The organism is Anaerolineales bacterium, assembly GCA_015075725.1.
In the GTDB taxonomy this organism is placed as follows: domain Bacteria; phylum Chloroflexota; class Anaerolineae; order Anaerolineales; family Villigracilaceae; genus Villigracilis.
Map to the genome: position 1 here is coordinate 4,427,728 of JABTTV010000001.1, position 19,809 is coordinate 4,447,536.

The 19,809-nt window shown below is 53.5% G+C and carries 21 protein-coding genes; 7 read left to right on the plus strand and 14 right to left on the minus strand.

All coding sequences use genetic code 11. The annotated features are described in order from the left end of the window. Window positions 1–6 precede the first annotated feature (6 nt). The 4 genes from HS100_21250 to HS100_21265 all read right to left on the minus strand — a co-directional run bounded on the left by HS100_21250 (window position 7) and on the right by HS100_21265 (window position 3,207). Window positions 7–1,041: a carboxypeptidase regulatory-like domain-containing protein gene (locus HS100_21250; GenBank protein MBE7436457.1), complete on the minus strand. Its 1,035-nt coding sequence runs from the start codon at window positions 1,039–1,041 to the stop codon at window positions 7–9. A 5-nt stretch (window positions 1,042–1,046) separates the two neighbouring features. After that, window positions 1,047–1,259, minus strand: a complete 213-nt coding sequence (locus HS100_21255; GenBank protein MBE7436458.1) for a hypothetical protein — start codon at window positions 1,257–1,259, stop codon at window positions 1,047–1,049. 88 nt (window positions 1,260–1,347) lie between these two features. After that, window positions 1,348–2,067, minus strand: coding sequence for a hypothetical protein (locus HS100_21260; protein ID MBE7436459.1), 720 nt, complete (start codon window positions 2,065–2,067; stop codon window positions 1,348–1,350). A gap of 9 nt (window positions 2,068–2,076) precedes the next feature. Next, window positions 2,077–3,207 (minus strand): hypothetical protein, encoded by a 1,131-nt coding sequence (locus HS100_21265; GenBank protein MBE7436460.1) that lies wholly within the window; start codon window positions 3,205–3,207, stop codon window positions 2,077–2,079. Between the two features lie 163 nt (window positions 3,208–3,370). Between HS100_21265 and HS100_21270 the strand changes: the two genes are divergently transcribed. From HS100_21270 to HS100_21300, 7 genes are all read left to right on the plus strand, one after another. After that, complete coding sequence (locus HS100_21270) at window positions 3,371–4,633, plus strand: aminopeptidase (GenBank protein ID MBE7436461.1); 1,263 nt, start codon at window positions 3,371–3,373, stop codon at window positions 4,631–4,633. A gap of 118 nt (window positions 4,634–4,751) precedes the next feature. After that, on the plus strand, window positions 4,752–5,330 hold the full coding sequence (locus HS100_21275; protein MBE7436462.1) for a hypothetical protein: 579 nt from the start codon (window positions 4,752–4,754) through the stop codon (window positions 5,328–5,330). Between the two features lie 8 nt (window positions 5,331–5,338). Then, window positions 5,339–5,929, plus strand: coding sequence for a pyridoxamine 5'-phosphate oxidase family protein (locus HS100_21280; GenBank protein ID MBE7436463.1), 591 nt, complete (start codon window positions 5,339–5,341; stop codon window positions 5,927–5,929). A gap of 11 nt (window positions 5,930–5,940) precedes the next feature. Then, on the plus strand, window positions 5,941–6,189 hold the full coding sequence (locus HS100_21285) for a DUF4342 domain-containing protein (GenBank protein ID MBE7436464.1): 249 nt from the start codon (window positions 5,941–5,943) through the stop codon (window positions 6,187–6,189). Window position 6,190: 1 nt separating this feature from the next. Then, on the plus strand, window positions 6,191–6,610 hold the full coding sequence (locus HS100_21290; GenBank protein ID MBE7436465.1) for a YjbQ family protein: 420 nt from the start codon (window positions 6,191–6,193) through the stop codon (window positions 6,608–6,610). Window positions 6,611–6,613: 3 nt separating this feature from the next. Next, a complete protein-coding gene (locus HS100_21295; GenBank protein ID MBE7436466.1) occupies window positions 6,614–7,468 on the plus strand; it encodes an aldo/keto reductase in 855 nt (284 codons plus the stop codon). A gap of 9 nt (window positions 7,469–7,477) precedes the next feature. Continuing rightward, a complete protein-coding gene (locus HS100_21300) occupies window positions 7,478–8,002 on the plus strand; it encodes a type 1 glutamine amidotransferase (protein ID MBE7436467.1) in 525 nt (174 codons plus the stop codon). On the opposite strand, the gene HS100_21305 is transcribed toward HS100_21300, so the two are convergent. The 10 genes from HS100_21305 to HS100_21350 all read right to left on the minus strand — a co-directional run bounded on the left by HS100_21305 (window position 7,988) and on the right by HS100_21350 (window position 19,741). Further along, window positions 7,988–8,803 (minus strand): alkaline phosphatase family protein, encoded by an 816-nt coding sequence (locus HS100_21305; GenBank protein ID MBE7436468.1) that lies wholly within the window; start codon window positions 8,801–8,803, stop codon window positions 7,988–7,990. The two genes, HS100_21300 and HS100_21305, sit on opposite strands and share 15 nt — an antisense overlap. A gap of 54 nt (window positions 8,804–8,857) precedes the next feature. Beyond that, the gene (locus HS100_21310) at window positions 8,858–9,919 is read right to left on the minus strand and encodes an ABC transporter ATP-binding protein (protein ID MBE7436469.1); all 1,062 of its coding nucleotides are present in this window, start codon (window positions 9,917–9,919) and stop codon (window positions 8,858–8,860) included. A gap of 19 nt (window positions 9,920–9,938) precedes the next feature. Then, on the minus strand, window positions 9,939–10,769 hold the full coding sequence (locus tag HS100_21315) for an ABC transporter permease (protein MBE7436470.1): 831 nt from the start codon (window positions 10,767–10,769) through the stop codon (window positions 9,939–9,941). Continuing rightward, window positions 10,766–11,656 (minus strand): ABC transporter permease subunit, encoded by an 891-nt coding sequence (locus tag HS100_21320; protein ID MBE7436471.1) that lies wholly within the window; start codon window positions 11,654–11,656, stop codon window positions 10,766–10,768. Before HS100_21320 ends, HS100_21315 begins: the two co-directional genes overlap by 4 nt. 83 nt (window positions 11,657–11,739) lie before the next feature. Continuing rightward, window positions 11,740–12,924 (minus strand): extracellular solute-binding protein, encoded by a 1,185-nt coding sequence (locus HS100_21325; GenBank protein MBE7436472.1) that lies wholly within the window; start codon window positions 12,922–12,924, stop codon window positions 11,740–11,742. Between the two features lie 146 nt (window positions 12,925–13,070). After that, window positions 13,071–14,054: an inorganic phosphate transporter gene (locus tag HS100_21330; protein ID MBE7436473.1), complete on the minus strand. Its 984-nt coding sequence runs from the start codon at window positions 14,052–14,054 to the stop codon at window positions 13,071–13,073. A 10-nt stretch (window positions 14,055–14,064) separates the two neighbouring features. Then, window positions 14,065–14,685, minus strand: a complete 621-nt coding sequence (locus HS100_21335; protein MBE7436474.1) for a DUF47 family protein — start codon at window positions 14,683–14,685, stop codon at window positions 14,065–14,067. 25 nt (window positions 14,686–14,710) lie between these two features. Next, complete coding sequence (locus HS100_21340) at window positions 14,711–16,147, minus strand: trimethylamine methyltransferase family protein (GenBank protein ID MBE7436475.1); 1,437 nt, start codon at window positions 16,145–16,147, stop codon at window positions 14,711–14,713. Window positions 16,148–16,159: 12 nt separating this feature from the next. Next, a complete protein-coding gene (locus tag HS100_21345; protein ID MBE7436476.1) occupies window positions 16,160–17,257 on the minus strand; it encodes a carbohydrate kinase family protein in 1,098 nt (365 codons plus the stop codon). 54 nt (window positions 17,258–17,311) lie between these two features. Beyond that, on the minus strand, window positions 17,312–19,741 hold the full coding sequence (locus HS100_21350) for an FAD-dependent oxidoreductase (protein MBE7436477.1): 2,430 nt from the start codon (window positions 19,739–19,741) through the stop codon (window positions 17,312–17,314). Between the last annotated feature and the right edge of the window lie 68 nt (window positions 19,742–19,809).

Consider the following 19,809-nt stretch of genomic DNA (forward strand, 5'->3'; position numbering starts at 1 on the left):
GACAACTCACGGCGCAACAAACATGGACGTGAAAGGCGCACTTAAACCGCAGACGGAGATATTGTCGAAATAGTTAACGGTTCCCTCGATGGCGTTGTCGAAGGGGATGAGTTCCAACCCGATGCCGCCGCCGGGCAATGGCTTCGGATCGCGATATCCTGAAACGCGCGCGCCATCCAGGTAAATAAGCGTCTCGCCTTGAAATGTGCTGATTTCGATGTTATGCCAGACGCCCGTAGCGGCTCCTCTACCCCTCCCTACAGGGATATTGAGAACGGGAATAGTCAGACGCCGGATTTCGGTATTGCCCTTATCCACAACGATCTGATAGCGAGCGTCGTCCACAAACTGGCTGTCAACTTCGACACCGTTATTTTGAAGCCAGTTCAACGAGATGGCTCGCCGCCCCTGAACGAGGAATCGAACCCGCCAGACAGCTTCCGCAAAGGTTTGATCCTGAAGATTGGCGCCTAAATGTTCCATCAGATTATTACTTACCACCGTGTTTCCCGGTTCATCCGTATACTCTTCGAGGTTCCAACCGTTCGCGCGGAAATCGATGTCGGGCCATCCTTCCGCTTCACCGTCTTGAAAGTCTTCAAGATAGAGAAGGGTCTCTCCCGGCGCGCATGCTTGCGAAGGGAGCAATCCAAATGGGTCGCGCTCCAATGCGACGACGACTTCATTGGGTCCGCGATTCAGGCTGAAAGTCTGCTCTGAGGCGAAATACCCCTGGGCAGAAACGTTTACAGATCCATCAGGGGGATCGAGATTTATCCACGAAGTCGCTCCATTTGCATCGGTCAAATTCGGGTCTCCATCGCCGACTGTGACGCTTGCCTCCGCAATCGGAATTCCATCCGCATCGGTCACTTTGACGGTCATATCGTACGGGATTGGCGTGGGCGTGGGCGAAGGCGTAATCGTCGGCGTCGCAGTCCACGCTGAGGCGGTCATGGTTGCAATTTCCTCAGGCGAGGGACCGCAGGCGGCGAGAGCGAGGAACAATGCAAGCGTGAAGAACAGAGTTTTCTTTATCATGGTTTCTACTCCTTTGGTTTGGTTTTGACAGCCTTCGCCATCAGCCGGGCCAATGCGGGCAGGGATTGGAAATATTTTGTCGCGCCGCTTCGCGCGTCTGTCACCGAACCGCGCCAGACAAACCGCCCCGCGCGAACTTTCTCCCGCCACAGATGAACGACAAACCTGAAAATAACAACTCTGTTTACTGGATGAACGGTAAGGACAGGTTTCTTCATGGCAAAAAATTCTGCTGTCAACTGACAGCAGAATAGCAAACGCCTATCTCAAAACTATCTCAATAAACCTGCGTTCTACCCGAAACTTTCAATTCCCGCCTTTCCGCGCCGCCAGTTGCTTTTGAATTTGCTCATACAAGGCTTGCGTCTCAGGCATCGGAGGCACGTTCAGTTCGCGTTCGAGGATCTCTTCGCATTCGCGGTATTGCCAGAGAGCTGAATAATAATCGTCGATCATGACATACAAACGCATCAGTCGCCGATGACTCGCCTCATTGACCGGGTCCAAAAGCAGAATTCTGCGCACGCAGGCAACCGCTTTTCTGACATCATTGTTTTCCTGATAATGGACGGCGCAATGATCGAGGTAGTGAACAAGCCGGTCTGCAAAGTATTCGCGCTTGACCAGGACCCAATCTTCGAAAAAACCGCTCATGAACTGACCCCTATATAGGGAGATTGCTTCTTCGAATTCGGGTACGGAAGACCCCGCGTTGATTCGCTCGAAGATTTCCACATCGATCTCAATTTTTCCATCGGGGGCAAACTTTAGGGTTTGGGAATCCGTCACAAGAGCGTTGTCCAGATATTTTCGCAGTCTCCAGATTTCATTGTTGAGATTCCGGCGGGCGCGGGATTCGTTTTGGTCGGGCCAAAGCATGGATGCCACCGAAGAGCGATCCAGCAGAATGTTTTTATTACACGCAAGATAACCCATCAAGAGTCCGCATTTCTTGGTGGGCAGGGGGATGAATCCACCCTTCTCATCGGACAGACTGGTAACACCGAGAAGCCGGATGACTACCATAAGATAAGATCACAATCCTTTTCGATACACCCGATGGTTCTTATATTCCACCCCGTTCAAATTCTTCAAGTCTGCGCGCATCTGTTCGGTGGTCTCGGCGACCTGCGTCATCTCCACGTGGATGAACTGTTTAAAGTCCAACAATGTATTCCCCATCGCGTAATACAACAGCGCGTTGCCGCCGTGTCCCTGATACTCTGGCAGGATGCCCATGCCGTTGACAGCGACGGTGTTCGTTCGTTTGATCTCCATCAAAATGTCGAGCAGCCCGAACGGGAATAGTTTTCCCTTTGCCCTCTGCATCGCGGCGGAGACATCGTGGAAGGCGAACAGGAATCCCACCACATCCTCGTCGTGGGTGATGATCTTTATCAAGCGGTGATCCGCGATCGTCATGATGTTTTCGACGACGAAAACGATCTCACGCGGGGTTAATGGGTAATATTCCCAATTGTTTACGAAGGCGTCGTTATATGCCTTACCGATGCGATCCGCCCAACTGACCAGTTCTTTTTTGTTCTTAAATGCCTTGATCTCCAGATGCCCCCTTTGCATCACACGTTCGGCGATGCGCTGGACACGCTCCGGCATTTGGAATTTATCCGCGGGCAGGAAGCATGAAACAAAATCCACTTCCTTGACGAAACCCTGCGCCTCGACCAGGGACTGGTAGTAGGCGTGGTTGTAATTGAGCATGGTCATCGTCTGGCGGTGCTCGTGCCCAAAAACCAAAACGCCGTATCCATCCAACGGACCCATGCCTTTCGGACCGATCAAGATATTCAAGTTCCGCGCTTTCGCCCAATTCGCGGCGGTATCGAACAATAATTTCGCAGCCTCAGAGTCGTTATCGCACTCGAACAAATAAAAATTCGCGGTCTGTTTTTTGTGATAACCGTTGTACAACTTGTTCTCGATGACGGCGATCCGCCCCACATCCCGTCCGTCGCGTACGGCAAGAAAGAACTCCACATCCGAATGCTCGTGAAAGGGATGTTTCCTGCGGTTTAACTGATTATAGGCATCCACAAACAACGGCGGCACCCACTGGGAACAGTCCGCATAGATGCGGAAAGGCAAATCAACAAAGCGCTTAACCTGTTTTTTATTTCCAGTATCCACTTTTTCGACCGTGAGCATGAGAGACTCTCCTGCTGTAAGATATATAATTGCCCAAGTATAAAACACTCCCAGTCGAAATCGGTTCCAGCGAGAGATTCCCTGTCCAACCGGAATAACGCCGCCCGCGAAATGCCGCCCATGCTATACTTGAGGCATTCATTTTTCACTTCAGCGAGGTTATATGACCGGTAAAAACCATCAGGAAATGCTGGCAAAATACGCGGAGGCCATCGTCAAAGTCGGATTGAACATCCGCGCCGGGCAGCGCCTGATCATCATGCTTGGCGCAACCCGCGGCGTCCCGCATCAATTCGCCCCACTTGTCCGCGAGATCGCCAAAGCCGCCTATGGCGTCGGCGCGAAATATGTGGAAGCCATCTTTGCGGATGAGGAAATGCTGCGCCTCCGCGCCCAGCATGCACCCAAAGACTCCTTCGATATTTACCCCAAATGGCAAATCCAGGCCGCATTGGACATGATCGAGCACGACGGCGCTTTGCTGTCCATCGCCGGTTCGAATCCCGACCTGCTGGGCGGTTTGGACGCAGACATCGTCGGACAATTGCAAAAAACCCACATCGAGCACTGGAACGCCATCAGTGAAAAAGTGACGAAGAATGCCATTAACTGGTGCGTGGTTGCCGCCGCCGGGGAAGCCTGGGCACAAAAGATCTTCCCCGATCTCTCGGTGGTGGAAGCGCAGGAAAAATTATGGCGGGCGATCTTCGAAACCACCCGCATCGACCAGCCGGACCCCATCGAAGCCTGGAATAAACACATCGCATCCCTGCGTGAGCGAGCCTTATATCTTCAAGCCAAGCAATACACAGCACTTCACTATAAAGGTCCCGGCACCGACTTCACACTCGGGCTTCCCAGCGGTCATTTATGGATCAGCGCCCAATCCCTTGCGCAGAACGGCATCGCTTTTACCGCCAACATGCCGACCGAAGAAGTCTTCACCCTGCCGGACCGCAACCGCGCGGATGGTGTCATTAGCGCAACATTCCCGCTCAGTTACGGTGGAACATTGATCGAGGATTTCCAGGTCACATTCGAGAACGGACGCATTACCAGGGTAACGGCGAAAAAAGGCGAGGCTGCGCTGAAAAAACTGGTGGATACAGACGAAGGCTCCCACCGCCTCGGCGAAGTTGCGCTCGTCCCCGCCTCTTCTCCCATCGGCAGGCGCGGACATCTCTTCTACAACACACTGTTTGACGAGAACGCCTCCTGCCATATCGCGATCGGACGCGCCTACCGCTTCACCCTCGCCGGTGGAACCGAGTTGAACGACGAAGAATTCATCGCCGCCGGAGGCAACGTCAGCCTTAACCATGTGGACTTCATGATCGGCTCGCCGCAAATGGACATCGACGGCATCACAAAAGACGGCGCCCGCGAACCGGTGATGCGCAAGGGTGAATGGGCAATCAAGGTCTAGCCGGAGAATAATCCGAAAGTGCCGGTTTGGAAGGCGGACGATGAATGATCGTCCGCTTTTTTGCGCCGAAGACAAAGTCATGTCATAATTGAAGCACATCAGACCAAGGAGATTTCGCATGGCACGCAAACCCGATCTCAATCCAGACGAGCTGCTTCAGGGGGAATATAAATACATCGCCCAGACCGCCTTCCAGGCTAATGAAGACCGCTCACGAGTCACCTCGTTCTACTTTGTTTCAGTCGGCTCCTTCGTTGCCGCCATCATCGGCACACAATTGGAGGCGCAATCGCGGATCGTGTCTTTTGCATTCTTTGCGCTATTCCTCGTATTGACCTTCATGGGCGCCTTGACCATTGCCCAACTTGCCCGCCTGCGCGCCGCCTGGCACGAATCGGTGGAGGCGATGAACCAGATCAAGGATTTCTACATCAAGCACCATCCGGAGGTCGAGGATGCGTTCAAGTGGCGCTTGCGCAGCATCCCTCCGACGAACAAACCTTACAGCATCGCAAATCTGATAGCGGTCGAAGTCGCCCTGTTAAGTTCGCTCACGACAGGCGCAGGCGCATATTTTTTACTATCCTTCCTCGGAGAGGTGACCTGGGCAGGCTGGTTGATCGTGTTCGTGAGCATCGTGGGCGGCTACATCGCCCAATGGGTATGGTATCTGCACCTGCTCGTCGACACCCAATAGGAAACATCATGGCCAGAGAATATATCGGTCAAAACCCCACCGCTTTCCAACGCAGGCCACACCTGACAAAAGACGATGCATGGATTCGGGAGTTCCTAAAAACAGCGAAAGTCGGTCACATCGCCACTTCAGTGGATGGACAGCCATTCATCAATCCAACCACTTTCTGGTTCGATGAAGAAAATCACCAGATCGCCTTTCACTCCAATATCTCGGGGAGAATCCGCTCGAACATCGAGTACAACCCAAAAGTCACGCTCGAGGCGAGCGAGTTGGGGAAAATGCTCCCCTCGAACGTCGCGCTGGAATTCTCGCTCCAATTTCGAAGCGTGGTCGTTTTTGGCACCGCGCGAGTCGTAACCGAACCTGCAGAAGCGCGTAGATTGTTGTATGGATTGATCGGCAAATACTTCCCCACCCTACAAGCCGGGGAGGAGTATCGCGAGATCACAGAAAAGGAACTCCGCGCCACATCCGTATATGCCATCAAGATCGGGGAATGGAGCGGCAAGGAGAATTGGGCGGATGTCGCCGACCAGAGCGACGAATGGAAACCGCTTGACGCGAAGTGGTTCGAGTACTATCGGAACAATACCTGAAAGGAAATCACATGAACGAAAAAACTCACACTGAAGAATTCCGCGTGGATGGCGAAAGGATCGTCGCCAAGATCAAGGAATTGCTTCACGAAGGCAACATCCGCAGGATCATCATCAAGGATAAGGACGGCAAGACCGTCGTCGAAATCCCCGTTACCATCGGCGTGATGGGAGCCTTGATCGCGCCGCAATTGGCTGCGCTGGGAGCCATCGCTGCGCTATTGACCGAAGCGACCGTGGTTGTCGAAAAAACGGAATAACATGAAATCCTATCGCAAAGAACTCTGGCTTAACGTCCCCTCCCGCCGGGAATTCGTCAACATCACCCGCGATGTGGAACAGGCATTGCAGGAAAGCGGGATCAGGGAAGGGTTGTGTCTGGTCAATTCGATGCATATCACATCGTCCGTCTTTATCAACGACGACGAGAGCGGGCTGCATCACGATTACGAGAAATGGCTGGAGAAACTCGCCCCGCACGAGCCGGTCAACGGATACCGGCACAACGACACCGGCGAAGACAACGCCGACGCTCATATGAAGCGCCAGGTGATGGGGCGCGAGGTGGTGGTGGCTGTTACGAATGGTCAGCTTGATTTTGGAACATGGGAGCAGATCTTTTACGGCGAATTCGACGGCAGGCGACGAAAACGAGTTTTGATAAAAATCATCGGAGAATAACTCATGGAAAAAAGGCGGTTCGGACGCACAGGACATGAAAGCACGGTTGCCATCTTTGGCGCCGCGGCATTTTGGGAAATCGAACAAAAAGAAGCTGACCGTGTGATGGAAATGGTCATCAATGCGGGCATCAATCATATTGACATTGCCCCATCCTACGGACAAGCCGAACTGCGCGTCGGTCCGTGGATGAAGACCGAGCGTGGGCGTTTCTTTCTCGGTTGCAAGACCATGGAACGCACAAAAGAAGGCGCATGGCGCGAAATTCATGAATCGCTTGAGCGCCTGCATACCGATTCATTCGACTTGTATCAATGTCATGCCGTCACCAGCTTCGACGAACTGGATTCCCTTTTCGCCAAAGGCGGAGCCTTGGAAGCGTTGACGGCAGCACGCGACCAAGGTCTGACAAACTACATTGGCATCACCGGGCATGGAGTGGATGCTCCCAAGATCTATCTTGAGGCGCTGCGCCGCTTCGATTTTGACTCAGTGCTCTTCCCGCTAAATTTCGTCCAAATGGCTATGCCAGAATATCGCAGCGCCGCTGAAGAATTGATCTCCGTTTGCAAAGCAAAAGATATTGGCACCATGATCATCAAATCGATCACCAAAGGTCCGTGGGGCGAAAAACCCAAAACCGCCACTACTTGGTATAAGCCGTTCGATAAAATGGATGAGATCCAACGCGGAGTTAATTTTGTGCTTTCCCACGATGTCACTGGAGTTTGCACAGCCGGTGACGTTCGAATTCTTCCCATGGTCATTCAGGCTTGTGAAAACTTTACTCCGCTCAATAAACAGGAAGAGGAAAATCTAATTAAAAGTGGCGCACAATTTGAAGCTTTATTCAAGTGAGAGGATGATATGAGATTAAAAAATAAAACGATTGCCACCCTGATCGCCGAAGGCGTGGAAGACCTTGAGTATTATGTACCTGTGATGCGTTTGCAGGAAGAAGGCGCAAAAGTGCTTTCGGCAGGGCTGGACCTCAAATCCGTGCGCGGCAAGAATGGTCTCGTCATCACACCAGATGCGAAGATCGAAGACCTCAAAGCCGGCGAACTTTTTGCAATCATTCTACCCGGCGGCTGGGCGCCTGATAAATTACGGCGTTACGATGTCGTCAAGAAACTTGTCAGTGAAATGAACGATGCCAATAAGGTCATCGGCATCATCTGTCACGGCGGATCGATTGCGGTCTCTGCGGGTATCGTCAGGAAGGGTCAGCGCGTCACCGGTTCGACCGGTATCAAGGATGATCTTGAAAACGTCGGCGGGGTTTGGGTGGATGAGCCCGCCTTCCGCGAGGGCAACCAGGTTTGGGGGCGGGTTGTGGCGGATATTCCCGACTTCAATCGTGAACTGGTTTCGGCTTTAGTCGAAGGTTAACGGCTCACGTTCCATCGTCGATGGAATTGGGATGCCAAGCAGACTCAGCGCCGTGGGCGCGATCTGCAAATGCGAGATGACCTCGCCCGTCTCGCCTCTACCTTTAAGGGACGGCTGAATCGCAAAGAAGGGAACCTCTCTCTGCCCCGACTCCGCCCCGCCATGATTCCCATCCTTGTTGACGCCGTGGTCGCCCGTTACGAGAACGGTGTAACCCATTCCAAGCCATTCCATGATGCGCGGCGCAAATCTCGAGTCCTGGTAGGTGGCGTGATTGCGATATTCCTTGGATTCTGAACCGTATATCTCGCCGTAATAATCCAGTCCCATCGGGTGGAACAGGAGATAATCCGGCGCGTACTTGCGCACGAGAAAAGCCGCCGAATTGAGCAATTCAACGTCCGGGAACTCGTCCTCCGTATAAAAGCGTCCGTGTTGAATATTCAGCGATTCATCGTCGGTTTCTTTATCGTCGATGGGATCGTAGGGAACGCGGTTATACAACTCGGAATACCAGTAAAACGCCGCCGCAGCCGTGACCTTTCCCGCATCCCTTACCAACTTGAAAACGTTGGGTTTGTTCGACAAGCGCACCACGGAATTCGCCACGATGCCTGTCTCGCTGGAGGGCAGCCCGGTATGAATGGACTCGTACATCGGGCGCGACATGCTTGGAAGTTCTCCGACGATCTTGTACAGGCTCGCTTTTTTATATTCCACCAGGTGCATCAGGTAGCCCATGTTCGCTGTGGCTGCATCGTATCGCAGAGCATCTGAGAGGACAAGAATCACTTTGTTCATCAAACAAACTATTAAAAGCTGTAGGTCACGCTTGAAGCGTGACCTACTTTTTTTTCATTCATCCAGGACCAATACCGCTTCTTTCGAACAGGTCACCTGATCTTTCGCGCCGATCTTCGGCAGTTCGAGGAACGGGTTATTGAAGGTATCCATATTGAATTTGGCGTCGCCGATCTTTACCTGGATACGAACGACCGAGCCGAGGAAAATGATGTTTTCGATGGAGCAATCGAGGATGTTATCCTTTTTCTGTTCGGAGGCGAATCCAAGGCGTTCCGGACGGATGGAAATTCGGACTTTGTCGCCTTTCTTTTTCGATTTCACGTCCGATGCCGTAACCAAGTGGATGCCGTTCAAGTGCAAGAGGCCTTTTGCAGGGTCGGCAATTTCAGCGGTCGCGTTGTTAAGCGAACCGACGAAATTCGCCACGAATTGAGTCTGCGGAAAATTATAGATCTCGAACGGCGTGCCGACCTGTTCGATCAACCCGGCGTTCATGACAACAATGCGGTCGGAGATGGAAAGCGCTTCCTCCTGGTCGTGGGTGACGAATATGGCGGTGATGCCGAGTCTCCTTTGGATGGCGCGAATCTCAGCCCGGAGGGAGACGCGAATCTTCGCATCCAAAGCGGAAAGCGGCTCATCAAGGAGCAAAACCTGTGGATGGATGGCAAGCGCGCGAGCCAGGGAAACGCGCTGCTGCTGACCACCCGAAAGTTGATATGGAAATTTGTTCGCGTGTTCTTCGAGGTTGATGAGGCTGATCATCTCATCAACGCGTTGTTTGACCATCTCTTTGGTTTCTTTTCGGACACTCAGACCAAAGCCGATGTTTTGCGCGACGGTCATATTCGGAAACAGGGCGTAGGACTGGAAGATCATTCCGACATTGCGTTGATTGGGAGCCCTGTCTGTGATGTCTGCCCCGTCCAAAGTAATCCTGCCTACGGTGGGAATTTCAAAACCGGCCACCATTCGCAGGGTTGTGGTTTTCCCGCATCCGGACGGGCCGAGGAATGAGACAAATTCTCCCTTGCCGATCTCCAGGTCGAAATTGTCCACCACCACGGTATCGCCGAACTGTTTTGTAATTCCCGAGAGAGTTAAATATGACATCGGATTCTCCACGAATGGTTTAATGCGCGCCTGCGGCCTGTCCCTGCCCGCCGGACACGAGTTGAAGCAAACCCATTGCCGCCCATGTGAGCAGGAAACTGATGAACGAAAGCGCCGCCGGCTCATAAGCGCGATGTTGACCGAGCAGGAAGAGGTATGGACCGAAGGCATTCACGCCGAGGAAAGTGGCCAGGGTCACCTCGCCGACAACGATCGCGAAGGTGAGCAACGCACCGCTCAGCAAAGCGGAGCGAATGTTCGGCAGGATGATCCGGGTGATTATGACGAACCAGTTCGCGCCGAGGCTCTGAGCCGCCTCGGTCAGCGTGCGAATATCCACGGTACGCATCCCGGTATCCACAGATCGGTACATATACGGCATGGCAAGAACCATGTACCCGGCCACGATCAGGATGTTTGTGCCCGTTTTGAAATTCGTAAGGGGCTGCATCAGTTGGATTTCAGTAAATGGAACATCGATTGGGGAACTATAAATGCGGATCATTCCGAATACCAGGATGATCGCAGGAACAACGAACGGCATCAATGTAATGAACTCAACAATGCGGCGCGCCTCGGGCAATCGAAGCCGGATCCAATAAGCGGTGGGAACGATCAGGATGACGCTGGCAATAATGGTGGCTAACGCCAGCATATTCGAATAGCCGAAGGTTTCCCAAAAATCGTTATCTTCAAAAGCACGTTGATAAGCTTTTAGCGGGATTTCGGGATCCCATGTTAAGGAGAATTCGAATGTGGCGAACAAGGGCAGGATGAAATACAGCGCTCCGATAATGAACCAAACCCAACTCCAGAATGGGAAACGACGCAAGCGGGAAAAGAAATTCATTTCAACCACCTTTCGGTCCGCGCCTGAAGCCAGGAATAGCCCGCCAGCGAGATTGCCATAACCACCACCATACCGATCGCCATTGCATATCCAAGCCCCGGGTTATAGAGCACATCACCACGAATTTGCGCACCGATCTGGATGGTCACAATTCCAATGCGGCCGCCCGTTAACGCATAAGCGGTGGCATATGCTCCAAAGGCGTTCCCGAACAAAAGAATCATCGCGCCAAGAATGGAAGGCAGCAAGACCGGCAGGGCAACCTTCAACCAATATTGGGTCGTATTTGCGCCAAGGTTCTCAGCCGCTTCGCGCCACTCGCGCTTCAACCCATCAAGGGCGGGAGCCATGATCAAGACCATCAAGGGAAATTGAAAATACATATAGACCAGGCTCAAACCGGCAAAGCTATAGAGGTTGAATCCGGTTTCGTATATATTCAGTCCTAAATAATCCCGAAGGATGTGTGTAATGAAGCCCTGTCGTCCCAAGGTGGCAACAAAGGCAAATGCAAGCGGCACACCGGCAAAATTGGAAGCAACACCTGAAAATGTAATTAACGCGGAGCGCAGGGACTTAGGCAACCCCCCCACCGTAACGGAGTACGCCATAAGAAAACCAAGGATACCCCCGCCCAACGCTGTTACAGCACTGATCTGTATGCTCAGCTTGTACGCATTCACAATGAATGGTTCCGATACCAGTTGAGTCACATTATCAAGTGTGAACTTTCCTTCGGGGTTGGTAAAACTCGCGGTGAACAACCGCAATGAGGGTAAAAATAAGAACAGTACGGCAAAAATCAAGAACGGGGTAACGCCGAGCCAGGTCTTCCAACTTGCAGTGGCGGCCGGCTGTTTGATCGGTTTTACTGTGGTCTGCGCCATGATCATATCCTTAACGATCTGCGAAGTTGCGGCGAGACCCTGCCTGACGGCAGGGTCTCGCATTTCAACATCTGACAAACAGGTTACGGAGCAGCTTGAACGTCGGCACCAACAGCCGTATCCCAGTTGGTTGTGATCAAATCCTTGGCAGCATTAAGCTGGTCAAGGCTGGGGAATACAGCACCGGAAACATCTGGGAGTTTGTCGAGCAACTCCTGCGGAATCACACCGCGGGCGCGCAGGTCGGCTTCGCGGATCGGGTGGCAGTAACCTTCCATCCACAAGAGCTGGCCTTCATCCGAGTAGAGGAATTCCATCCACAATTTGGCGGCATTGGGATGCGGAGCATACGCGCTGATCGCCTGGACGTACACACCAGCGAAACGGCCGGTCGCAGGCACCACAACAGTGGCGTTCGGATTGCCTTCGAAGGAATCGATGGCGGCGAGAGCATTGTAGTCCCAGGTGATGCGGACGGGGATTTCGCCTGTGGCAACAAGGCCATTATTGGCGATCAACGGGATGAGGTTGCCAGCGGCGTTCAACTCGGCAAAGAAATCCAAACCGGGCTGGGCATTATCGAGGGAACCGCCATTGGCGAGGGCAGACGCAAACACAGACTGGATCGCCTGATTGGAGGTGCGGGGATCGCCGGAAAGCGCGATCTGCCCGTTGTATTTCGGATCGAGCAGGTCAGCCCAGTCCTGTGGGACATCCGGTTGAACATCGGTGTTCACGAGGAAGGACAGCACGCCGTAGTAGTCGCCGTACCAATAGCCTTCAGGATCCTTGGCATCGTCGGGGATGGTATCCCAAGTGGAGACTTTGTAGGGTTGGATCAAGCCTTCCGCCTTGGAGGATTCGCCAAAGGAGAAACCGACGTCGATCACATCCGGAGCCTGGGGACCCTTATTGTCCTTGTTGGCTTTGATGGCTTCGATCTCATCCGCGGATCCGGCATCAGGGTTCAATTCGTTGACTTCGATATTGGGATATTTGGCTTTGAAGGCGTCGATCACACCGCCATAATTGCACCAATCCGGCGGCAAAGCAATGGTGGTCAGCATGCCTTCGGCTTCTGCGGCAGCCACAAGTTCCGCCATGGGATCAGCGGCGGGGGCTTCCGTAGCAGCAGGGACTTCCGCGGGAGCTTCGGTTGCGGCGGGCGCTTCGGTCGCAGCAGGGGCAGGGGCGCCGCATGCGGAAAGCACGGTTGCGGCGATCACGAACAGGGCGAGCAAATGAAAAGCAAACTTCTTCGTACGCATCTCTTTCTCCTTATTGTTAGATTGATCAAACGAACGAAACCACTTGCACGAACTCGACATTGCTTCCCGATACCTCCTGTCTCATTAACGAACTGTTAACATTTTAACATCATCAATATTCAAAGTCAAACCATGAATATTCGATTTCAAGTGAAATTCACAATCAGCCAATAAATACCCGCGCCGAACAATCCGCTTGCCGGGATGGTAAGCACCCAGGCTGTCAGAATATCATCTGCCACACTCCAGCGGACCTTGCCAAATCGTTCCGATGCGCCGACACCGATGATCGCCGAACTCACGACTTGCGTGGTACTGACGGGAAGCCCGATTGCCGAAGCGCCGAGGATGACGAATGCCGAAGTCAACTGGGTGGAGAAACTATGCACCGGGCGGATCTTATAGAACTTGCCGCCCAATGTGCGAATGAGCCTCCAACCACCCAGCGATGTCCCCAACGCCATTGTCGCCGCGCTGGCCAAGATCACCCAGAACGGCACAACGAACGATTCCTGGACGCCAGCAACGATCAGCCCCAGTGTGATCATGCCCATCGTCTTTTGCGCGTCGTTCGTGCCATGGCTGAACGCCAGGCTTACCGCAGTAAGGAATTGTCCGCGTCTGAAAAAATTATTAATGTTCGGCGACGACCTCTGCGCAAGGAAATAGATCAGCCGCAAAGCGATGAAACCGATCAGAAAACCGATCACCGGCGAGGTAAACAAGGCGATCAAAACCTTATTCAACCCATCCAATTTGACCGCATCCCATCCCGCCGATACCATCACGGCTCCGATCAACCCGCCGATGAGCGCATGCGAAGAGCTGCTCGGAATACCAAAAAACCATGTAATCAGGTTCCAAATAATGGCGCCGCACAAACACGCGATCAAGACTTCGATGGTCAACATATGCGAGTCGACGACGTCGCTGCCGATGGTCTTGGCGACGGTGACGCCGAAAAGAAACGGACCCAAAAATTCGGCAACCGCCGTCATGCCAAGCGCGGAGCGGGGCGAGAATGCCCTTGATGAGATCATGGTCGCAACGATATTGCTGGCATCACGCATACCGTTAATGAACTCGAAGATGAGCGCCAAAATGATAACAAGGATAAGGGAAGATGACATTAACGTCTTGTTATGCTTTCTTTACCACCACGTCCGCGATGATGTTGGCGGCTTCATCACCCCTGTCCGCCGCGTTGGATAAATGCCGGTACACCTCTCGTAACTTCAACATTTCGACCACGTGATGCAGGTCTTCGGGACCGCTGAACAGGTCCGCAACAGCCTCGCGATAGACAGCTTCGACCCGGTTCTCCAATGCCTTGGCGCGCTGGGCATGATCGAGCGCCACATTGGGATTTTTGGGCAGGCGCATCACGCCGTGCATGATCTCATAAGCCGCATCTTTCAAAAGGGAGGCGATACGCGACATATAAGGCGTCGGCTCGACCTTGAGAATCACCATTTCAATCACGGTGGTATCGGCGTAATCGATGACGTCGTCGATCGAGCGGGACAGGGCAAAGATATCCTCGCGGTCGAAGGGGGTGATGAAACTTCGGTTCAATTCATCGATCAGGATGCGCCGCACTTCGTCGGCCTCCTTCTCCTTGATGGACAGTTCCTCCGCAACCTGGGGGTCGCTTGTCTCGAAATACTTCATGAGCAGGCGCAAGCCTTCATATGACAGGGAAGCCTGTTGTTCGATCAGGGCTTGAAATACGTTTTCTTTTCTTTTAAAAAAGCCGAACATGGATTTCCTTTCGAAATGGCAGAATTCAAATTATCGCGGTCAGTTCGCCCGCCACCAGGCCGGGGAATCTGGCTCGCAGCGCTGAATCAACCTCGGGCGGGATGAGAGGCGCGGTATTCTTCGTCATGATGTCCCTGGCTTTCGCCATTGCCTTGGCTTGCGTATCCGTCGCGCCTTTCTTTTCCCAGATCGTGCGCGCGTCGCGGTCGGCGATCTTGGTCATCACAGCCTCGGTCTTCATGCGGCTGGTGGTGTGTTTGGCGGTAATGAACGAGCCGCCGGGTCCGATCCCCTTAATAAGATCGATTCCAAGGTCATCTTCGTTAAAGGAAATGCCGCGTTTGATGCGCTTCATCATGAGCGCCATTTCATCATCGATCACAGCCTTGGCAAAATCGAATGTCTTGAGCGCATCGATCAAACCGCCGATGTTGAACATGTCCATGCCGCCCAGCACGCCCGCCACTCCCGACATGCCCGTTTCATACCCGGCTTGCGCATCGTTCAATTTCGAATTGGTGAGACCCACATACCCGCCCGCCGGCACGTTATAAAAGCGCGCGATTTGCGCGAACGCCATATGCAGCATGCCGCATTCGATGGCACCGGACGTGTATGCGCCTGAACGCATATCGGCGACCGTGCCCAGGGTGGCATAGATCGTCGGTGTGCCTTCCTTTGTCATTTGCATCAACATCAAAGCGGATAAGAATTCCGCATTCCCCTGCACCAGGGTCCCCGCCATCGACATGGGCGAAGTAAGCCCTGCGTTCGGGACGATGGTGGGATAAACGGGCAAACCCTGTTCCGCAAAGAACATCACGTTCTCGGTCGAAAGATGATCCATCGTCAACGGGGAAACAACCGGGCAGTAGTGATGTGTGAGGAAGGGATGTTTCCGATATTCCTCTTCACCGCCCGCGACGATGTACGCCATTTCCATGACGCTTATCGTATCCTTCATGTTTGTCGTGGTGACACGGATCGGTTTAAGACAATACTTGATGGCAGGATACAGGCGCGAGAGCGTGAATTGATCCGCGGGCGCGTCATCTGCAAGTGTGGAAATGGAGAAGATATCGTAACCGGGAAGTTCATTGATCAGGTGGGCGATCTGCGCGATATCCTTGGACTCAGCGCGTCTTTCCTGACCTGTAACCGGGTCGATGATATCAGGCGCGGAACTCGCCGTAACAATGACCGGGCTGTCCTGCGGGATCGTCCTGTCGAATTTTGGATCGCGCGCAGGAAAAGTAAATGAAGGCGGAACCAACCTGCGGTATTTTTCGACCACCGACCGCGGAAACTTCACCCTTTCACCGTCCACACTGCAGCCGTGCGCCTTGAACAATTCCCTCGCCGGCTCGAAGCGGACTTTCAAGCCCGTATCCTCCAATACCTCCAGTGAGGCGTCGTGGATCCTTTCAATCTGTTCCTGGGTAAGTAAATTTGCGAATGACATGGGCAATTATCCTTATTCGACGAGCGACTTTTTGATCTTCTTTCTTTCCGTTTTTCGTTTGGGCAGGATCCGCGCCGCAAACTTGCGGGTTTCCTTCACCAGCGGGTTTGCGATCAGGACATTATCTTCGGGCAATTTGAAGAGTTCGGAGATCCGCACGAACTGATTATGGCGGTACTGCATCCGTTCGATCCGCACCGAATGCGCCAACCCCTTGACCTCGCGCACGGGAAACATCTTCAACCCTGAGCGGGTCACCTTCAAGGACGCAGCCGCGATCGCAAAGCGGACCGTATCCTCCAAACTCCAGCCATTAAGATGACCGTAGATGAATCCGGATGAAAAGGTAGCGCCTGCGCCGGAGGCGTCCACGGCCTTTACTTTTGGCGCATGGGCGCGAATTACCTCGTTTCCCTGAACCACCATGCATCCCTGACTCGCCATGGTGATAACCGCGGTCTGGATTCCGGCTTTGATCAACTTTCTCGCCACAGACAACATGGCTTGCTTTTTGCCGATCTGCGCGGCGTCGGTCACCGCCTGGCAGATGGTTGTGTATCCCGAATACTTCCGCAATAATTCGTGATCCTGATGCCCGTGTTCGAGATTCAAAAAGACGGGCACATGGTGTTTGCGGGCTTCGTGCATGGCGCGCAGGATGTGTTTATCGCCATCATACCAGTCCACATAGAGCAGTCTGGCTTTTTTGATGAGCGAAAGGTCCGCGGTATCGAGCGTAGCGAGGATCTCCTTCGAGCGCTGCCAGAAATACGTCCGCGCGCCTTTTTTATCTGAGACGTTCACCTCGAGCGGCGTGCTATATTTTTTTGTAAAGCGCACTTCGCCCTGCACGCCGAAGTCGCGCAGTTTGTCCCTGATATAACGCCCGAGCATGTCGTCCCCAACAGCCGTGCCGATCATACCCGATGGAACCCCCCACTGGCTTAGGTTGCAGGCGATGATCGCCGCGTCGTCATATACATAATCACTGACCTCATGCACGACCGCGCCGGTGTTCAATTTCGGCAGCCTGTCGAGCGACATGATGTAGACCGGGGTCAACATCCCAAAGCCGATGTAAGCCGGGGGGGAAAGTTTCTTTTTTACCATACAATTACAGCGATCGATGGACGGCGCTTGCGATGTACTCTGCCGGAACCACAACTACGCTCTCAACTTCTCACCCTTGGGATCGTATAACACGCTGGCGGTCACTTCCGCCTCGCGATTGCCTTCGATCAGTTCAATCGTGAAGCGATTCCCCTTCACAGCCAGTTCGATGGGAAGATACGCATACAGGATGTTTTTCTTCACGGTGAAACCGTAGCCGCCGCTTCTCACGCGGCTCACAAGTTTATCACCATGATAGACAGCCTCCCCGCCGTAGATCTGGACGAATTCATCCGTATCGGTCAACACCAATGTGCTGAGTTTGCGAGTCACACCCTCCGCCTTTTGTTTGGCCAGCACATCGCGCCCGATAAAATCACCCTTATCCAAATCGACGCAGAAGCCAAGCCCCGCTTCATAGGGCGTTGTCGTCGGCGTAATGTCAACCGTGAAATACTTGAAGCCTTTTTCGAGGCGCAGGGGATCGAGTACTTTGTATCCACCGAGTTCCATGTCAAATTCCCTGCCTGCTTCGATGAGCATGTCCCAGACCATGGCAGCCCGATTGTTGGGGATATACAACTCCCAGCCCAATTCGCCCGCGTAACTCACGCGCTGAGCCAAAACCTTCGCTCCATTGATGATGATGGGTTTTGTGGTCAGGTACGGATGCGCTTCGTTGGATACATCCGAACTTGTCACCTTCCTTAATACTTCGCGGGCTTTCGGACCCCATAAGGCAAGGCAGGCATGTTCCAGGGTAATATCGCGGACGGAGATCTCTCCATCCTTATCATCGACATGCATCTGGATGTGCGCCAGGTCGTTGGCGATAAAACCCGAACCCGTGATGACCCAGAAGTATTCCTCGCCCAACCGTGTGAAGGTCAGGTCCGATTCGATGCCGCCGTTGCGGTTGAGGAATTGGGTGTAGACCGCGCTTCCAACCGGTTTATCGACATTGCTCGATGTCAACCTTTGCAGCAGTGGCAGCGCGCCGGGTCCCTTAACTTCGATCTTGCCGAAGGATGTCAGATCGTATAAGGTAACGCGTTCGCGGGTGGCGATGTGTTCCTTTCGCAGTCTCTCAAAGAACGGAGGCTTGGTCCAACCCCATTGGCGTTGATCCTCGCCCATGCGCCTCCACTCCCTGCCGGGGTCAAAATAGTTAACGCGCTCCCAACCGAATTTCTCGCCAAAGACAGCGCCGTTCTCCATCAAGCGGTAATGCACCGGGCTGGTGCGATGCGGGCGCGCGGTCTCGTGCTCGTCGTGCGGGAAGCGCAAACGATAGTAATACTTCACGCTTTCCACTGTGCGGTCCGCCGCGTATTTGACATCGGAATAATAATTTCCAAAGCGGGTGGCGCGATAATTGTAAATATCCATCGGCGCTTCGCCGTCGATGATCCATTCAGCGATCAATTTACCCATGCCGCCCGCACCGCCATAACCGTTCAGCGACATGCCCGCCAGCATCCAAAATCCCTTCACGCCAGGCATCGGTCCAAGCAGGGGCTGACAATCCGGCGTGTATGCCCCGGGGTGGCGCACCAAGGTAATGATGCCCGCCTGATCCAAAAATGGGATTCTGCGGATCGCTCCTTCAAGCAGCATTTCGAACTGGTCGAAGTCGCCGGGGAAGGATTTGCTTCCATGTTCCCAAGGCGTACCGTCGATCCAGCGCGAAAGCGGCTTCGGTTCATAACCGCCGATCACCAACCCACCCTGTTCCTGACGCATATAAACCAGATTATCCGGATCGCGCAAACAGGGTGTGCCCGAATCGAATTCATGTCCCGGTACGGCATGTAAAGCAATATGTTGATGGTCGACCGGGGTCGTGGGGACGTTGAGTCCAGCCATGGCGGCGATGCGAGGCGCCCATAGCCCTGCCGCGTTGAGGATGATCTCGCATCGGATCTCGCCCTTGTCTGTCAGGACCGCCTGGACCTCACCTTTGGCTGACAATTTGATTCCAGTCACGCGTGTGTTGGTATAAACCTCGACGCCCAGCTGTTTGGCGGAATTGACAATCGAGGTCGTGGTCGTGTAAGGGTCAAGCTGGCCGTCGCCGGGAAGGTAAATCCCGCCGAACAGATCCTTCTTGGATATCTGCGGCATGTGTTTTCCGGTCTCGTCGGGACCGATCACTTCACAATCCAATCCCAACGCCTTGGCGCGGCTGACACTTCTTTCCATTTCTAGCAGCTGCTCCCTGCTCGAGGCCACGCGCAAACTTCCGACGGTGGTGAACAATCCCAACTCTTTATACAATTCCACACTGTACATGCGGAAGCGCAACATGGCTTGCGATGTGGCGAACTGGGTCACCAAACCTGCAGCATGAGACGACTCGCCGCTGGCGATCTCCCCTTTTTCAATGATGACGACATCCCTGCGCCCGTTCTTTGCAAGATGGTATGCGGCCTGTGCCCCAAAAATTCCCCCGCCAATGACAACGATCTCTGCCTGTGTTTTCATTTCATCTCCGGTTATTATCTCGTTGGCGTTCTCTTATGCGAAGACACGTTTCGGAGCGTATCCTTCGC

What these genes read in the sequence shown, in the direction of transcription:
- HS100_21305 (MBE7436468.1), bottom strand. Translation starts at nt 8,803, where the DNA reads ATGAACAAAGTGATTCTTGTCCTCTCAGATGCTCTGCGATACGATGCA.
- HS100_21275 (MBE7436462.1), top strand. Translation starts at nt 4,752, where the DNA reads ATGGCACGCAAACCCGATCTCAATCCAGACGAGCTGCTTCAGGGGGAA.
- HS100_21285 (MBE7436464.1), top strand. Translation starts at nt 5,941, where the DNA reads ATGAACGAAAAAACTCACACTGAAGAATTCCGCGTGGATGGCGAAAGG.
- HS100_21295 (MBE7436466.1), top strand. Translation starts at nt 6,614, where the DNA reads ATGGAAAAAAGGCGGTTCGGACGCACAGGACATGAAAGCACGGTTGCC.
- HS100_21290 (MBE7436465.1), top strand. Translation starts at nt 6,191, where the DNA reads ATGAAATCCTATCGCAAAGAACTCTGGCTTAACGTCCCCTCCCGCCGG.
- HS100_21325 (MBE7436472.1), bottom strand. Translation starts at nt 12,924, where the DNA reads ATGCGTACGAAGAAGTTTGCTTTTCATTTGCTCGCCCTGTTCGTGATC.
- HS100_21310 (MBE7436469.1), bottom strand. Translation starts at nt 9,919, where the DNA reads ATGTCATATTTAACTCTCTCGGGAATTACAAAACAGTTCGGCGATACC.
- HS100_21260 (MBE7436459.1), bottom strand. Translation starts at nt 2,067, where the DNA reads ATGGTAGTCATCCGGCTTCTCGGTGTTACCAGTCTGTCCGATGAGAAG.
- HS100_21330 (MBE7436473.1), bottom strand. Translation starts at nt 14,054, where the DNA reads ATGTCATCTTCCCTTATCCTTGTTATCATTTTGGCGCTCATCTTCGAG.
- HS100_21340 (MBE7436475.1), bottom strand. Translation starts at nt 16,147, where the DNA reads ATGTCATTCGCAAATTTACTTACCCAGGAACAGATTGAAAGGATCCAC.
- HS100_21250 (MBE7436457.1), bottom strand. Translation starts at nt 1,041, where the DNA reads ATGATAAAGAAAACTCTGTTCTTCACGCTTGCATTGTTCCTCGCTCTC.
- HS100_21315 (MBE7436470.1), bottom strand. Translation starts at nt 10,769, where the DNA reads ATGAATTTCTTTTCCCGCTTGCGTCGTTTCCCATTCTGGAGTTGGGTT.
- HS100_21280 (MBE7436463.1), top strand. Translation starts at nt 5,339, where the DNA reads ATGGCCAGAGAATATATCGGTCAAAACCCCACCGCTTTCCAACGCAGG.
- HS100_21265 (MBE7436460.1), bottom strand. Translation starts at nt 3,207, where the DNA reads ATGCTCACGGTCGAAAAAGTGGATACTGGAAATAAAAAACAGGTTAAG.
- HS100_21300 (MBE7436467.1), top strand. Translation starts at nt 7,478, where the DNA reads ATGAGATTAAAAAATAAAACGATTGCCACCCTGATCGCCGAAGGCGTG.
- HS100_21345 (MBE7436476.1), bottom strand. Translation starts at nt 17,257, where the DNA reads ATGGTAAAAAAGAAACTTTCCCCCCCGGCTTACATCGGCTTTGGGATG.
- HS100_21270 (MBE7436461.1), top strand. Translation starts at nt 3,371, where the DNA reads ATGACCGGTAAAAACCATCAGGAAATGCTGGCAAAATACGCGGAGGCC.
- HS100_21255 (MBE7436458.1), bottom strand. Translation starts at nt 1,259, where the DNA reads ATGAAGAAACCTGTCCTTACCGTTCATCCAGTAAACAGAGTTGTTATT.
- HS100_21335 (MBE7436474.1), bottom strand. Translation starts at nt 14,685, where the DNA reads ATGTTCGGCTTTTTTAAAAGAAAAGAAAACGTATTTCAAGCCCTGATC.
- HS100_21350 (MBE7436477.1), bottom strand. Translation starts at nt 19,741, where the DNA reads ATGAAAACACAGGCAGAGATCGTTGTCATTGGCGGGGGAATTTTTGGG.
- HS100_21320 (MBE7436471.1), bottom strand. Translation starts at nt 11,656, where the DNA reads ATGGCGCAGACCACAGTAAAACCGATCAAACAGCCGGCCGCCACTGCA.